Annotated in this window: 13 protein-coding genes; 7 read left to right on the forward strand and 6 right to left on the reverse strand. The window is 46.4% G+C overall.

Going from position 1 to position 15,078, the window contains the following annotated elements; genetic code table 11:
- Positions 1 to 16: 16 nt before the first annotated feature.
- Complete coding sequence (locus ACFVRY_RS02790) at positions 17 to 2,203, reverse strand: extracellular solute-binding protein (RefSeq protein WP_387497007.1); 2,187 nt, start codon at positions 2,201 to 2,203, stop codon at positions 17 to 19.
- A gap of 405 nt (positions 2,204 to 2,608) precedes the next feature.
- On the opposite strand from ACFVRY_RS02790, the gene ACFVRY_RS02795 reads away from it, so the two are divergent.
- Entirely contained in the window at positions 2,609 to 3,484 is an 876-nt protein-coding gene (locus tag ACFVRY_RS02795) for a glycerophosphodiester phosphodiesterase family protein (RefSeq protein WP_387497010.1), read from the forward strand.
- 395 nt (positions 3,485 to 3,879) lie between these two features.
- Here ACFVRY_RS02795 and ACFVRY_RS02800 read toward each other — a convergent pair whose 3' ends face one another.
- Positions 3,880 to 4,203, reverse strand: coding sequence for a hypothetical protein (locus ACFVRY_RS02800; protein WP_387497013.1), 324 nt, complete (start codon positions 4,201 to 4,203; stop codon positions 3,880 to 3,882).
- A gap of 346 nt (positions 4,204 to 4,549) precedes the next feature.
- On the opposite strand from ACFVRY_RS02800, the gene ACFVRY_RS02805 reads away from it, so the two are divergent.
- The gene (locus ACFVRY_RS02805; RefSeq protein ID WP_387497016.1) at positions 4,550 to 5,059 is read left to right on the forward strand and encodes a CcdC protein domain-containing protein; all 510 of its coding nucleotides are present in this window, start codon (positions 4,550 to 4,552) and stop codon (positions 5,057 to 5,059) included.
- Here the strand turns inward: ACFVRY_RS02805 and ACFVRY_RS02810 are convergent.
- The 4 genes from ACFVRY_RS02810 to ACFVRY_RS02825 form a co-directional block, all read right to left on the reverse strand.
- On the reverse strand, positions 5,056 to 5,307 hold the full coding sequence (locus tag ACFVRY_RS02810; protein WP_387497019.1) for a hypothetical protein: 252 nt from the start codon (positions 5,305 to 5,307) through the stop codon (positions 5,056 to 5,058). The two genes, ACFVRY_RS02805 and ACFVRY_RS02810, sit on opposite strands and share 4 nt — an antisense overlap.
- Complete coding sequence (locus ACFVRY_RS02815; RefSeq protein ID WP_387497022.1) at positions 5,285 to 6,994, reverse strand: ABC transporter permease; 1,710 nt, start codon at positions 6,992 to 6,994, stop codon at positions 5,285 to 5,287. The genes ACFVRY_RS02810 and ACFVRY_RS02815 overlap by 23 nt, the downstream gene beginning before the upstream one ends.
- A 12-nt stretch (positions 6,995 to 7,006) precedes the next feature.
- Entirely contained in the window at positions 7,007 to 8,023 is a 1,017-nt protein-coding gene (locus tag ACFVRY_RS02820) for an ABC transporter ATP-binding protein (RefSeq protein WP_387497025.1), read from the reverse strand.
- Between the two features lie 112 nt (positions 8,024 to 8,135).
- Positions 8,136 to 9,236: an extracellular solute-binding protein gene (locus tag ACFVRY_RS02825; protein WP_387497028.1), complete on the reverse strand. Its 1,101-nt coding sequence runs from the start codon at positions 9,234 to 9,236 to the stop codon at positions 8,136 to 8,138.
- A 1,018-nt stretch (positions 9,237 to 10,254) separates the two neighbouring features.
- Between ACFVRY_RS02825 and ACFVRY_RS02830 the strand changes: the two genes are divergently transcribed.
- The 5 genes from ACFVRY_RS02830 to ACFVRY_RS02850 all read left to right on the forward strand — a co-directional run bounded on the left by ACFVRY_RS02830 (position 10,255) and on the right by ACFVRY_RS02850 (position 15,069).
- Positions 10,255 to 11,721 (forward strand): circularly permuted type 2 ATP-grasp protein, encoded by a 1,467-nt coding sequence (locus ACFVRY_RS02830; protein WP_387497031.1) that lies wholly within the window; start codon positions 10,255 to 10,257, stop codon positions 11,719 to 11,721.
- 31 nt (positions 11,722 to 11,752) lie between these two features.
- On the forward strand, positions 11,753 to 12,706 hold the full coding sequence (locus tag ACFVRY_RS02835; RefSeq protein ID WP_387497034.1) for an alpha-E domain-containing protein: 954 nt from the start codon (positions 11,753 to 11,755) through the stop codon (positions 12,704 to 12,706).
- On the forward strand, positions 12,703 to 13,569 hold the full coding sequence (locus ACFVRY_RS02840; RefSeq protein ID WP_387497037.1) for a transglutaminase family protein: 867 nt from the start codon (positions 12,703 to 12,705) through the stop codon (positions 13,567 to 13,569). Before ACFVRY_RS02835 ends, ACFVRY_RS02840 begins: the two co-directional genes overlap by 4 nt.
- Positions 13,570 to 13,789: 220 nt before the next feature.
- Entirely contained in the window at positions 13,790 to 14,449 is a 660-nt protein-coding gene (locus ACFVRY_RS02845) for a VOC family protein (RefSeq protein ID WP_387497040.1), read from the forward strand.
- 218 nt (positions 14,450 to 14,667) lie between these two features.
- Positions 14,668 to 15,069 carry a DnaJ family domain-containing protein gene (locus tag ACFVRY_RS02850; RefSeq protein WP_387497043.1) on the forward strand — a complete coding sequence of 134 codons (402 nt, stop codon included), beginning with the start codon at positions 14,668 to 14,670 and terminating at the stop codon, positions 15,067 to 15,069.
- The last annotated feature ends 9 nt before the right edge of the window (positions 15,070 to 15,078 follow it).

Raw genomic sequence — 15,078 nt, forward strand, 5'->3', positions numbered from 1 at the left:
CAGTGTACAGCCATTTTTAATTGGTGTGGACATTTTCTTTATTTTCCGAAAAATCAGCAAGCTGACGATTCATCTCTTCGATCGTTTGCTCGACACTCAGTACACCTTTCAGCATTTTTTCAAGGGATAACCCGATAACCAGTTCGAGCTTCTTGGTGTTGATTCCCGTACCGTGCAGTGTTTTGGTTTCCCTTATCCCTTGAGCGCTCCATTTGCTCGCTTCCTGAAGCCAAGGGTACAGCGTGCGGATGGTATAATTGTCGTTGATTTCCGTCTTGCCAGTCGTTCCCCCAAGTAAGCTGATCTGCTCCGCGATCTCAGTTTGATTCACCCATTTCATGAACTGAATGGCCGCCTCAATTTTATTGCTGTTCTTCGAAATTCCGATCACCCCGCCGCCCAGCAGCGGTGCATTCCCTGGAACAGGCGCCGAGCCGATAAATGAGCCGACATCACTGTGTGCGATTCGTGAGACATGGTTCATAAAACCGATAACCATTGCCGTTTCTCCCCTGGCAAAACTATTGACCGACTCTCCCCACCAGGATTCATCTAATTTCTGAGCCACATTTAACGTTTCAATAAAGTTGTGCAGCGCTTGTGTAGCCTTCGGCAAGTCCAGCGTCATCCCATTACCGTTTATTAATCGTCCGCCCTCTGCGTAATAGCGGGTCAAGAATTCAAGAGCGATAATTTCCGGTCTGCCTAGCGTCACGCTGGTACCATATGGAGTTGGAGACTGACTGAAGCAAGACTGCGTGAAGAAGGTCACCAGTTTAGTGTAAGCTTCATAGTCCGCGGGTTCCGTCAATTGCTCTTTATATTTTTCAAAATACATCCGCTTGATCATCTGATCTTCAAACAAATCTTTTCGGTAAAAGAGCATCTGCACGCTGGGGTCAAAAGGAAACGTGTATGCGACCCCTTCGACATTCATATAATTGTCTTTGATATGCAGCGGGAGATTATGAATAATCTCATCGAATTCCCCGTTCAGACCCTGAAGCGGATGAAAGGACGTCTTACCGAACCAAGACAGCCATGCCATATCCATCCGGACGATGTCATAACCTAGATTGCCCGAAGCCTCAGATAGGACTTGATAAATTTCCTCATAGGTATGGATGGCAAGTGATACATGAATGCCTGTTTTCTTAGTGAAATGAGGGAGTAGCTTCTTCAGCGCATCTGTTGTTGGACTCGGAATCGTTAGCATCGTCAGGGTTGTCTCACTTGGATTCTTCACTGCCGGAGCAGTTACTGGCTCGAATCCGCTGTTCGCAAAAATCGTGTGCTTCGCAATTTTTTCCTGTCCGTTCACCTGTTTCATTAAAGAGTCGGCGATATGATGCCCGAACAGCTGATAATTTTGCTGATATTTGATGAACTGGTCGTCAAAAGCCGCTTCAGTTGGCGCAAGGCATAGAATGGGTGGCTGCAGATCATCCGAACCATAGTAATGAGCGTTCTTCAGAAGCTGGACCCGGCTCAGGCTGGATGTCACAATAATGTCTGGCGTTCCGTTTTCCCAAAATTCAAAGGCTCTGCTGTAGGACTGCCCCAGGGGAGAGGCGATTATTTTGACCGAAGCTTGTTTCATTTCACCCACAATAGTTTCCGCGAACTGCTGCTCGCTTGAATATTTCTGCTCATCTACGAATATCCCGATCGTTTGAAACCGATTCTCTGATAGGTATCTTGAAACATCTTTCCCGGCCTGCACGAAATCAAAAGCAGCAAATGCCTTGCTGTTCTTGATTTTCCGATTCACAAACAGAATGTTCTCTTTCGGAATATTGAGTTCATCGTAATAGATAGAGGCATCGTCCAGGCAAGAGATGGTGATAATCCCAGTAACGCGTTCTTCTGCAATTTCTTTTAATATGTTTTGTTCATTCAGTTGCAGATCGTAGGTTATGTAGAGATGGGTGCGGTAACCCCATTCGGTGAGCGTTTTATCGAGACCCTTGTATAGCTGGGCATACTCCTCCGATTCAATGCTTGGAATGATGATGGAGATCGATTTGGTCACACCAGAGCGCAGGGACTGCGCTTTATAGTTAATTTTATATCCAAGCTGCCGGGCAGCCTCTTCTACCATCCGGATCTTCTTGGCACTAACGTTGCCTCTTCCGTTCAATACATTGGACACCGTTCCATGCGAGACACCGGCTGCTTTTGCAATATCCTTGATTGTAGCCATCTTACAATCCTCCTACTTTTTTGGCTCATATTCAAATCACAAATTGACGAAACGACGAAGTGGAGTGGAGGGGCGAAGGGATTCTGGAGAAGCGTAGCGTTCGCCTTTAAAGACCGACTTCATCCGATAAAATGTTCTTCCAATTCAGAAGTCGGTCTTTAACAGCGATCGGAAGAACCCTTCGCACCCGTAGCGACTCCTAGCACGTAGTAAGCCAAGCACTGATTTTCTGCTGAGACCATATTCCTTCATCATAACGATAATAATTTTTACGTTCAATAAGAGAATTGTAAAAAGATGAGATGCTGCCACTAGTATGCCCAAATCAACTAAAATTGACACGTTCCAATTATTTTGATAAGATGAATTTGATCCAGTACACTCAGGAGCAGGAGGCACATTTAGATGTTTGGAAAAGCTATATTCAGCAAGATCAATGGGCTACTTAATCAACGATTTAATGAGCGGGGAATATTGATTGCCGTACATAGAGGTAGTTTCGGTGGCAATATTATTGAAAATACGCTCCCCGCATTTAAAGTCGCACTGCAACAGGGCGGCGATATGATCGAAATCGATTTGGCGAAATCAACAGATGGTGCGATTTATCTGTTTCATGATGGAGGAGAGCCGCGGCTGCTAAACGAGACTGATAATATCACTACGATGAATTCTGCCCGAATTGACGGCTTGTCTTACTACAATAGCCTTTTTTGTCGGACGAACACTAAGCTGGATCGTCTGGAGCAGGTGCTGCCTCACTTAAAAGGCGACACGTTGATTAACATCGACCGCGCCTGGGATTTCTGGCCTGAGCTGGTGGAGATTCTGGACCAACATGATATGATGAATCAACTGGTTTTAAAAGGACCTGTGAACAAGGAAACCCTGGAATTTTTCGATACTTACGAGAAAAAGTATATGTTTATGCCGATTATTCATTCAGTTCAGGAGATCGAGACCGTATTGTCTTATACCAATATTAATCTGGTGGGTATGGAACTGATCGTTAAGACTGACAGTGACCCGCTGTTCCAGAATGATGTTATAGAAAGACTCCATGACCAACATCTCTTTGTATGGGCCAACGCCATTACGCTGGACGATTACACTGTCCTATACGGAGGCTTGGATGATGATACGTCGATTATTCAAAGCCCTGATCTCGGCTGGGGAAAAATAATCGAGAAGAAGGTCGATATTATTCAAACCGACTGGCCTTCGTTATTGTCTCCTTACCGGAATGAGAGGTTGAAACAAACAGAACTTCATCGTTCATAAAATAACAATAAGTAACCCGCCCTAGTGGGAGTGGTGGAAATGGCGTTCAATTAATGCACCCAATATACAACTAGACCAAGTGATAACTTCCCTTGTTGGGTAGTATCGCTTGGTCTAATTTTCAAGTTGAATTCCATCAAAGCTAGTAGGCTCTTGAATCGAACCAAGCTGAATTGGAAAATCAGTCAGATCAATATTTTATATTTTCTATGCAAAGGTCGGAAACTTGCTGCTCATAGCAAATCTCACTTGTTCCTCCTATTCCATACATCCGCTTGACTCGTCCATTTATAAAATCAATGTGGATACTTATTGCAGCTAAAGCATCGGTATCAAAAACGGTTGCCGCACAGCCTGTATCAAATAGAACATTATGCAAAAAGATGGATTTTTCATTATGGCTTATGGTCAATGAAATGATAGGCAAACCTTGTAGCAATTGTAGCTTTATGTTCGCTGCCGCACTCCTGAGAATAATTCCTCCACGGTCTCAACATCGTTTCTGCTCGTATGGAATATACATATAGCTCACGAGTCGGGTGGAGCTTGTGCAGCTCTTTATAGCCGTTCCACGCCTCTTGCGGATTATCGTAGTCTTGAATGACCGCCATATCCTCTAATTGACGCACATGGTTGCTTGAGCTTACCTTGATTGCTTCCACCAGTACAAAACGACTTGGGTGTAAATTGGTAATCTCTTCCCATTTCACTGGCTTCACCTCGCTTGGATTATTCTGTTTTATTATAACATAGCTGCCCAAGCATGAATGAGGTCAGTGTGAGGAATGGATGCTAGTGATAAAAATTTATAAATACTGTGAAAAGACAGTGTATAAGTTGAAGGTGAACCTAGATATCAAATTATGAGGGTGTAAGAATCAAGGTAACGGCTCTTCTAGATCGAACAAAACAGTGGTTAGCTTTTGTACGTCGCTTAGGAATTGAGGAGCCACCTGGGGTTTAATATCAGAATGAATCAATTCCTGGTTTATTTTCGCTAGAGGCACTAAGCCTGGTGATGGAAGTGAACAAGTGATTCAATCCATCTATGGGTGGACTTAATCCATGGTGAATTCGGATAAACTAAATGTACACCGAAGAACACATGGAGAAAGTGAGGAAACAAGCATGATGAATATTCTGATTGTAATTGTAATTGTTCTGCTGTTATCGCTTAAGGAAAAAGAAGTAAATACCACCCGTTTATGGCTTTTACCTGCCATCCTAGCGTATGTAGTGTTTACCAGCATAGCCCAAACAACGTTGACCGTGAGTAGTATGCTGCTATATATTCTATGTCTTGTGATCGGTTGTGGTATTGGCGCATGCCGAGCCTATTTGGAACGGATTCGAATTCATCCGGAGTCAGGGAAAATTATGTCGAAAGGATCGTTGGCAAGCAGCATTCTCCTGATCGTGGTTTTGTTGCTACGCCAGCTCGTCAGTTCACTAGATACGCATAATACTTTCCACATCCTGAGCAGCGCTCTACTGTTTCTTCCCTTGGGAAGCATTGCTGCTCGCAGGTACTTCCTGTATACCAAAGTTCGGCGTTTACAGGAACGAGGCGTTTAATCTAAAGTAGCTCGCAAAGAAGGATACACATGTAGATTAGCAATTCCTTTTTTTGAAGAATAGGATGGAGTCAATAATAGATTAATTGTTATGGGAGACTCAGCAGGCGGTAATTTGGCTATCAACCTCGGTTGGGCGGCAGCAAACTCTCCCAATGAACCACAAAATAAAGCCCCTAGGATTGCAACAATCATAGGGGCTTTATTTTTCACCATCAGCCAAACCTTAGGCTTTTGACTTCCTCCCATAGACCAAATAGAGAGCCACAGACGAAATTACCATCAACATGACCGAATACACAAGCCCGAGCGCCCGGGTATCGGAAGAGGTTTGTCCGCTTGTCGCATTTTGAATGGCGATGCCCAGTGGCTTGAACAGCGGGTGGTACAGGAAGACTGTCAGATCATAGTCTGCTAATTGACTGTTGAAGTTGAGCGCAAGCACCGCCAGTGTTGAAGGAAGAACGATGGGGAGCAGTACTCTTCTGAATGTATAGAAAGCACTAGCCCCAAGACTTCGGCCTGCATCCTCCAGGGAGGCATCAATGGTGAAGAAAGCGGCTTTGAGCATCCGCAGCGTGAACGGAATCAGCACAATGATATAAGCGATCATTAAGATCCACATCGAACCGGTCAACACCTGGTTGGCCATAATCCATTTTGGCGAGTCATAGGTAAGGATCATTCCCAGCGCAATTAGTGTAGAAGGCAGCAGCCAAGGGATCAGCATCGCGTACTCCAGCGCTGTAGTAAAGAGATTGCTGTACTTATGGAGAATGCGAGAAACAAGGAGTGACAGGGCGACGACGATCACGGCAGCTCCAGCAGCGTAAACAATACTGATCAGATAAGGTTGATACGCATCCGCGTTGGTAAAGAGCAGCTTATAGTTGCTGATCGTAAAATGATCCCAGGACAAGGTGGAAGTAGAGATGCTGTAAGCGTCCGTAAAGGAAAAGATGACTGTCAACAGAACCGGTACTGTATAGATTACAAATAGAAGATAGGCAATGATGTGAACCAGTGCGTTCAGCCATTTGTTGGTGATTTTCTGCTTCACGATTTCCGATTTTACCTTGGAGACCGAGATAAAGTTCCCTTTTTTCTCCGCCTTACGAAGAAAGGTCAACAGAATCAGTGTAGCCACCCCCAAGATGATCGCCAGCACGGATGCCATGTCCCGAGAGGTTGGGCTTTTTGAAAAGGCCAGAATTAACGGGGTAATCGTCTGGAATTCAGTTCCCCCAACAATCAGCGGCGCGGAGGTAGCCCCAAGACCCGTCAGAAACAGCAAGATCGTAATCGCGAATAAAGAGGGCTGCAGCACGGGCAGTACAACTCTTCGTAAAATGTAAAAGGGGGAAGCGCCCATATTGCGTGCGGCCTCCACGGTTTGGTAATCGATTTTGCGAATGGCATTCGACAAGAACAAGACATGATTGGACGTACAAGCAAAGGTCATGACGAACAGTACTGCCCAGTATCCGTGGAACCAGTCCGCCGGAAAAGAAGGGAAGAGTAGGAGCAGAAATTTCGTAATAAAGCCCTGCTCGCCGTACAAAAATTTGTAGCCTGACACCAGCACGATGCCGCTGTATACAAGCGTAGTATAATAGCCGATCCGTAGCAGCTTAGAGCCTTTAATATCGAAATAGTCCGTAACAAACACTAGAAAAATACCGACGACATTCACCGTAATGACCATCGAGACGGCGAGAATAAAGCTATTTAGCAGGCCTTTCAGCGCTCTTTTGGAGTGCAGCAGTTTCTGAAGAGGTTCGATCGAGAAGCTTCCGTTGGCCCAAAACACGCTCTTCAGCAGGTTGAGATTGGGATAAAGCAAGAAAGCAACAATAAACCAGGTCAAGAACAAACCTGCAATAAGCAGGGAGAGTTTCCCCGGAGTTACGTATCTTTTAATGCGCTCTATTGTCATGGGGAAAGCCTCCTAATATTGCAAAATATCGTCCGGGCGAATATAAATATCTATTTCATTTCCGATGATGCAGCGGTTTCGTCCGTCCTCAATCTCCACCTTTTTCAGGAGGGCCCCACCTATTTCAAACGTATATTTCGTATATAAACCGTAGTATTCAGCGTCGATCACGCGTGCCGTCAGTGTAGTAAACGCCTCGGGATTTCCCTCTGGCAGGGAGGTGTAGATTTTCTCAGTTCTTAGATAGGCGGCTTTCGCCGGGTCGAATGACTGGCCTGATGTTGTGTTCACCTTTTCAATGATAGAACGTTCCAATGTATTGATGTCTCCGATAAAATTGCATACAAACTCGGTCGCAGACTGACTGTAAATTTCGTGCGGCGTACCGACTTGCTCCACGGCTCCGTGATTGAACACGGCGATGCGATCCGACAAGGTCAGGGCTTCCTCCTGATCATGGGTTACATAGATCGTGGTAATGCCAAACTTCTTTTGCAGACTTTTCAGCTCATTTCGCAGTTGGCCCCGCAAGCTGGCATCGAGATTGGAGAGGGGCTCGTCGAGCACAAGAATGCTAGGCTTTAGCACCAGAGCTCTGGCGATAGCTACACGCTGCTGTTGTCCGCCTGACAGCTCGGATACTTTTTTACGCAATTGGGCTTGACTCAGGTCTACCTTCTGAGCGATTTCTGCCACTTCGGCTTCAATCTGTTCTTTGGACATTTTTTTGACCTTCAGGCCGAAGGCGATGTTCTCATATACATTGAGGGTCGGGAACAATGCATAGCTTTGAAAAACCATACTGATATCCCGTTTCTCTACAGGTAATTGTGTAATGTCCTTGCCATTTACATGAATGGAGCCGTGCGTCGGGCTGACAAATCCAACGAGGCTTCGTAACGTAGTTGTTTTGCCACAGCCGGAAGGGCCTAGCATGGTGAAGAATTCGCCTTCTGCAATCTTTAAATTCAAGTTCTTCACAGCGATAAAATCGTTATATTTAATTTCTATCTCTCTAAACTCGATCATGATTCCCCGGCTCCTCGCTTGTTGTATAAAATAAAGCCACCCGGCAGAGGAGGCTGGCGCGCCGTGTTGAGGCACACTGTACTCCTGCTGCCGGGATGGTCATGATACTGAATTACGGCAAAAGCTCAAGCTGGATTTTCTCAACCCAGTTGTTGATGTTCTTGTTCACAAACTCCCAATCGATCGGCTGTTGTTTGAGGGAAGCATCCAGATCTTTAAGATCCTGTGCAGCGTTCTCGAGCGCTTTGCTGTTAGCTGGCATGGTAGAGAACTGCTTGGACCATTCTGTCTGCACCTCGGCACTACCGAACCAATCGACAAAGGCTTTGGCAGTATCCAGGTTCTTCGTGCCTTTGACAATTGCCACTTGCTCGACGATATAAGGGACGCCGATTGCCGGTTTTACAATTCCGGCTTTGACGTTGTATTGCTTCTCTCTCGAAGCTATACCGCTAGAGAACATTGGGCCAAAAGGAGACTTTCCGCTAGCCAGGTTGGCGTAGAAATCTTCGCCTTCGGCTTTGTAGAAACCGTATTTAAAGAAGTTCTTCATGGCATCCCAGCCCTGCTGAGAGATTCCGTACTCGCCATTCGGGTCCTGATAACGAACGAGAATGCCGGCCAGAACCGCACGAACAGTAGCGCCGCCCAGATCGTTCGTTCCCGGTGCGTCGTATTTATTATGGAACTGCGGGTCGTTCCACAGATCCGGCCAGTCTTTAGGAGCGGTACTTTCGTTGTACAACTTAGAGTTATAAATCATCAGGATCGCTTGCTTCACAATTCCGTGGTAATAATCGTCTTTATCGCTTAAGCCCTCAGGAACTTCACTTGCCCAAGCCGGCTTGTACTGCTCCAGCATGTCCTGAGACTTGAATTCTACATAGTTCACCGTGCTTAAACCATAAATAATGTCGGCTACCGGCTTGTTCTTCTCGGCAATCAGACGGTTGGCAATATCACCGCCGCCACCTTCTACGATTTGCAGATCGAAGCCTTTTTCTTTAGCTTGTTCTTTCAGCCAATCGCCTCTGCCGTCAGAAGCGGAATTGGTGTAGACAACGAGTGGAGCCTTGGCAGAACTAGCGGCCTCAGTCGGGCTTACGGCATTGGTTGCATTGGTGTTGGAAGATTGATTCCCACATGCAGCGAGCGTGCTGGTGAGTACAAGACCGAGTAGAGGCAGGACCATCCGTTTGAATTTGGTGTTCATAAAAGTCTCCCTTTTTCATTATTTTTGGAACGTGTCAATTTCAAATTGATTATAGCAACATCCCAAAATCATCGTCAATCGAATTGATGTTATTTAACATAGTCTTAATAAAGTTAACAAAACTCTGAAAAGAGTGCGGAACACAATGTATGGGCCGAACAAAAGAAATTTACAAAAAGCGAAGATGAGCGAATGAGGAAGTTTGAAACTGTAGGGGCAAAGCATTCGCCTGAAAGCTTTCCTTAGGACAGCTAGCGCAGGAACGTGACTGTCGACAGATTTCCACCACTAGAAGCGGTAAATTCCTCTTCATCAATCGTCTTAACAATGGAAAAGGGAGTTTATCGCCTCAACTAACGACATTTTGTACCTTATTTTTCTTTAATATAGGCAAATGAGGTAAATAAGGACATTATTGTATCCTATTTTTCGAAAAAGCATGCTGGACGAGGTATTCTGGAAGATATAAGGTACAATATTGCACTTAATCTCTATTAATCCTTAGTTGTAGAGGATTTAAGGTACAAAAATGCCGTTAATTACACTTCGAGCCTTCTTATATTAAGTCTCTTTTTTCTTGGCTATGTTTGTTTTTTAAATGCGTTCTCTACAATTGGCTAGCTGTGCCCAATCACACGGCTATTATGCCTCGATCTCCCCGTTATATCCAGGTGACATGCCCTCGCTGCTGAAGACACTGAAGACATAGGCTAAAAGTTCAATGAGTAAAAAATACAACATATGAAAAATTCACAACAATAGGGATATTCATAGCATCGAGCCTACAATTGCTGTGAAATTTACATCGACGCTCTTGCTATACACAAAAAGGATATGAGAAAGCGATTACACAATACCTGTCAGGGTGAAAACAACATTTTGTTGTTATATATATTGACATGAAAGCTTGTGGATACGTAGAATGAAAATAAAACCAGCATGAATTCACATTATTTTCTAGAATAAACGAATTTATTGTAAGAGAACATTACATTAATCTGAGAGGGGTGTCGGGCTCATGTCCAAACTGGATCCATTGCTTGGCCTATCCTCGTATCCGCTATTTCATTACTATGATGAGATGTATGCCGATGCGCGGAGTGTTAGGTCCCACTACCAACATGTGAGCCGCATGTTTGCCGGAATGAGTCCCGAAGAGCTGCAGGGGAAGCAGAATCTCATGCAGCGTCGGATGATGGAAGAAGGCATTACATTTACACTGTATAATCCGGCTCAGGACCATCCAATGGAACGGACGATCCCCTTTGATATGATGCCGCGGATTATCCCGAAGGAGGAATGGGAGCGGCTGGAAGCCGGGATCGTACAGCGCATTACGGCGCTCAATTTGTTCATTCATGATATTTATCATGAGCAGAACATTGTGAAAGATGGAATCGTGCCGCGTCGAATGATCCTCTCTAATTGTTATTTCCGGCCAGAGATGGCGGGACTGCGTGTTCCAGGCGGGGCCTACGTCACTACCTCCGGTATTGATCTTATCCGCCATCATGATGGAAAGTATTATGTGCTGGAAGATAACCTGCGTACACCATCAGGTTTTTCCTATTTGTTCAAAGGGAGATCGCTGATGAATCAGCTGTTCCCTGAACTTTCCTTTGCCAGCTCCATTCGGGATGTGGAGCACAGCCTCAACTGCTTTTTATCCGTGCTGCGCAGCTTATCTCCTTCACGGACGCGGGACCCGGTCATCGCACTGCTGACACCAGGTGAATATAACTCGGCGTATTACGAGCATGCCTTCCTCGCACAACAGATGGGAATTCATCTGGTCGAGGGACGTGATCTGGTTGCCCGTGATCATAAAATCTATTTAAAATCTATGGATGGTCTACGTCGTGTGGATGTACTGTACCGAAGATTGGATGATGACTATATTGATCCATTGGCCTTTCAACCCGATTCGTTACTCGGTGTAGCCGGGCTCATGAATGCCTACAGGGCAGGCAATATTGCGATTGCCAATGCTCCGGGAACGGGGGTGGCTGACGACAAGGCTATTTACGTTTATGTACCGGACATGATTCGATATTACCTCAAGGAAGAACCGATTCTGGACAATGTGCCAACCTATTTGCTGTCCAAAGCGGAGGAGCGCCAGTACGTGCTGGACCACTTGGAGGATATGGTTGTCAAAGAAACATCGCTATCCGGCGGATACGGCATGCTGATTGGTAGTGAGGCGACCCGGGATGAACAAAATGAGTTTCGTCTGAAGATTCTGGCCGAGCCGGAGCGTTATATTGCCCAGCCCATCATGTCCTTGTCTAGAGCGCCGGTACTGTCCGAGTCCGGGGGAATGACGCCACGGCACATCGACCTTAGAGCATTTGTCCTGATGGGAGCGGACTGCAAGCCGCATGTGATCCCTGGCGGGCTAACTCGCGTGGCCATGAAGGAAGGTTCGCTTGTTGTCAATTCCTCACAGGGTGGCGGGGTTAAGGATACCTGGGTGATGGCCTGATATTCTAAATTAGATAAAGGGGTGGCTGACGATGCTGAATCGCAATGCAGAGGCGTTATTTTGGATAGGCCGGTATATTGAACGGGCAGAGAACCACGCACGGCTGATCGACGTGCATTATCATATTCAGCAAGAGGCGGATTTTCAGGAGGAAGGTCATAAATGGTCACGGCTGATCGATGCACTCGGGGTACGAAGTGAATACAGACAGCAGTTCGAAACCTTCTCCGAGCAGGATGTGTTGTCCTTCATTACGCTGGATCTCGGCAACCCCAATTCTCTCTTCTCCTGTGTCCATCATGCCAGAAATAATCTGCGCACCCTGCGCCAGCATCTGCCTAGTGAGCTGTGGGATATCGTGAATAGCTTTAATCTCTGGCTGGGAGAACGCTCAGTGGCGGATATTATGCGCGGACCGCATCAGTTCTATCGTCACGTTAAGGAGCGGACGGCCATGTTCCTCGGCGCAGAACAATCGGTGATGGTGCGGGGAAATGAGTGGCATTTTATTGAGAGCGGGCGTTTCCTGGAACGTGCGGAGAATACGACACGGATCCTTCAGTCGGTCACGGCATCATGCAAGGATAAAGACATCAATGCAATGTACACCCAGCTTCAGGCGGTGCTCAAATCCGTGAGCGGATACCAAGCCTTCCGGCGGTATTATGCCGATGCGGTCTCACCGGAGAGTATTCTGGAGTTTCTGATTGGAAGCGCGCAATTTCCGAGGTCGATCTGTTTTTCCTTTCATAAGCTGGGCGAACATCTGGCAGCTCTAGAGCTTGATGCATCTGACAAAGGGTCAGGGTATGAGCGAGTGATCCGCCAAGCGGGTAGAATTCAGGCGGAACTGGATTATATGGAGAAGGAGGAAATGTCCGGCGACATGGTGGATCATGTGCTGCAAGCGCTGGTACAATCCTGCGAGCGGCTGGGTAAAACGATGGAAGGCGCCTTTTTTCGGCGGGAAGGCATCTCAGCATGAAAATCCTAATCCATCATACAACAACATATACCTACCCCGAGCCGGTTACGGACAGTGTCAATGAAATTCGGCTCACGCCGCGTACCAACTATCGTCAGTCCTGTTATCACCATGAGGTGGAGGTGCATCCGCCGGCGAATCTGCTGACGTACGAGGATTTTTTCGGCAACCGCGTTCACGCCTATTCAGTGAATAAGCCACATACCGAGATGGTTATCCATACCAAAGCTACGGTGGTGACACTCGATAAAGCGCAAGGTGCTGGTCTGCCGTCCATCCCCCTGGCGGAGCAGGTGAAGCTGCTGGAGGACCCCAGGTTCCAGAACCGGTATATCGAATTTATTTTGCCAACTAGCTATACGGAAGTGACGCGTGAACTGGTTGAGTTTGCTTCACAGTATCCTTTTGACGCCGCCGAAGGGATGTATGAATGGGTCAAACAGCTATCTTCGACGATCTTTGAGCAGTTTACGTATGACCCGGAGGCAACGAGTGTGAATACAACGGTAAAAAAAGCATTAAAGCTCAAACGCGGCGTCTGTCAGGATTATGCGCATTTGATGATCGCGGTCTGCCGAAGCGTCGGGTTGCCATCAAGGTATGTGAGTGGATATCATTTTGTTGGGGATTTACAGGGAGGAAATGCGGATTTTGAACAGGCTTCGCATGCATGGGTAGAGACCCACATTCCGGGTACGGGCTGGCTGGGCTTTGATCCTACTAACGACACTGAAGTGAACTGGCGGTACATTAAGCTGGGGCACGGAAGGGACTACAAGGATATTGTGCCTGTCAAAGGGGTATACCGGGGCAACGCGGGATCGCTAACGGTAAAGGTGGATGTAACTCACCTGGATAAATAGAAGTAGAGGGGCTGGCTGATTACTTAATCAGGTCAGTCCTTGTTTTTTATGTGGACAAATTTGCAGGGAGTGATTAAAAATAAGGTGCACAAGGGTAATCTTGAAAGAGAGCCATTAGTGTATAAGAAGGCCCTGAGCGCAGCAGCCTTTAGAGTGTAGATATTGCAGTTTTAACGACGAATTGATAAGGACTAAACAACAAAAGGCTGAGAGGTGCATTATGATTATTAAAGAAGTAACGCTTTGGACTGGAAATTTAGAAGATACCCAAAACTACTATAGAGACAAGCTGGAACTTGAGATCTCCGTTGAATCTCCGGGACAGTTTGCTGTACAGATTGGCACTACGAAAGTAACCTTCCATGCAGTAGACACGTCAGAGAAACCCTGCTACCATCTAGCATTTAATATACCGGCCCAGCAATTTGCCGAAGCTAAAGCATGGGCCAAGTCAAGACTTGCGCTGAACGAGGTGAAGGGGGAGGATGAAGTGTTCTTTGAAAGCTGGAACGCACATGCCTTTTACTTTGAAGACCCTTCAGGAAACTTGCTGGAATTCATCGCCCGTCATCATCTGGACCATCCTGCGGAGGTGCCTTTCTCAGCCAGTGCGCTCCTTGGCGTCAGCGAAGTTGGAATGGTCACCGATGAAGTCCTTCCACTTGTGAGACAGTTGAATGAATGGGGAATTCCAAGCTGGGGAGAGGGTAACGAAGGCTTCACCCCGGTTGGGGATGAAACGGGCCTGGGCATCGTAGTGAAAAGAGGCCGTCAGTGGTTCTTCTCCAATCTGATTGCGGAGTTTTATCCGCTGGAGATACAGGTGGAAGGCATAGGTAGGCTTTCATTTCCGGAATTGAATAAAGTAAAAAGAATTTAAGCAATCATCCGCCATTCTTGCCTTCAGGGGTTTAGAATAGCGGATTTTTATATTTAAAGAGCAAATCCACTTCTAGGGACAATGGCGTAACTACCGACAAATTGCTTACACCAGTAATCTCATGTCTCAATAAAGGCTTTTCCTATATAATGATGTAAAGCAGTGTTTGAGGTTTGGTCCTAGAATGACCCGCGTTTACATAAAAGGAGGTTATGGAAATGGAGATTTTCTCCTGGCTGGCGGAGCAGCGCATTCAGGAGGCCATGACCCGGGGTGAATTTCAGAATTTGCCGGGGCATGGCAAACCGCTGGAGATCGAAGATTTGTCTGGTGTACCGGAAGACCTGAGAGTGTCCTACAAGCTGATGAAGAATGCCGGTGTGTTACCGGAAGAACTTACGCTTCGTGCTGAATGTGTAACCCTTGAGGAATTATTGGCAGTCTGCCGCCGAAGCGGCAATGACGATTCAGAGGAGGAGAAGTCACTTGAGTGCAGATTGTCCCTCAAAAGAATACGTCTACAAGAACTTCTACGTCAGCGTGGAATGGATAATAGCGCAGCGTTTCAGCAATATGGTGACCAGATTCGAGACCAGATGCTCCGGGAAGATGAGCAGTAACGATATTAA

The sequence above is a fragment of the Paenibacillus sp. NPDC057934 genome (genome assembly GCF_042887565.1).
In the GTDB taxonomy this organism is placed as follows: Bacteria; Bacillota; Bacilli; order Paenibacillales; family Paenibacillaceae; genus Paenibacillus_AQ.

What these genes read in the sequence shown, in the direction of transcription:
- ACFVRY_RS02790 (WP_387497007.1), bottom strand. Translation starts at nt 2,203, where the DNA reads ATGGCTACAATCAAGGATATTGCAAAAGCAGCCGGTGTCTCGCATGGA.
- ACFVRY_RS02795 (WP_387497010.1), top strand. Translation starts at nt 2,609, where the DNA reads ATGTTTGGAAAAGCTATATTCAGCAAGATCAATGGGCTACTTAATCAA.
- ACFVRY_RS02805 (WP_387497016.1), top strand. Translation starts at nt 4,550, where the DNA reads ATGGTGAATTCGGATAAACTAAATGTACACCGAAGAACACATGGAGAA.
- ACFVRY_RS02810 (WP_387497019.1), bottom strand. Translation starts at nt 5,307, where the DNA reads ATGGGAGGAAGTCAAAAGCCTAAGGTTTGGCTGATGGTGAAAAATAAA.
- ACFVRY_RS02815 (WP_387497022.1), bottom strand. Translation starts at nt 6,994, where the DNA reads ATGACAATAGAGCGCATTAAAAGATACGTAACTCCGGGGAAACTCTCC.
- ACFVRY_RS02820 (WP_387497025.1), bottom strand. Translation starts at nt 8,023, where the DNA reads ATGATCGAGTTTAGAGAGATAGAAATTAAATATAACGATTTTATCGCT.
- ACFVRY_RS02825 (WP_387497028.1), bottom strand. Translation starts at nt 9,236, where the DNA reads ATGAACACCAAATTCAAACGGATGGTCCTGCCTCTACTCGGTCTTGTA.
- ACFVRY_RS02830 (WP_387497031.1), top strand. Translation starts at nt 10,255, where the DNA reads ATGTCCAAACTGGATCCATTGCTTGGCCTATCCTCGTATCCGCTATTT.
- ACFVRY_RS02835 (WP_387497034.1), top strand. Translation starts at nt 11,753, where the DNA reads ATGCTGAATCGCAATGCAGAGGCGTTATTTTGGATAGGCCGGTATATT.
- ACFVRY_RS02840 (WP_387497037.1), top strand. Translation starts at nt 12,703, where the DNA reads ATGAAAATCCTAATCCATCATACAACAACATATACCTACCCCGAGCCG.
- ACFVRY_RS02845 (WP_387497040.1), top strand. Translation starts at nt 13,790, where the DNA reads ATGATTATTAAAGAAGTAACGCTTTGGACTGGAAATTTAGAAGATACC.
- ACFVRY_RS02850 (WP_387497043.1), top strand. Translation starts at nt 14,668, where the DNA reads ATGGAGATTTTCTCCTGGCTGGCGGAGCAGCGCATTCAGGAGGCCATG.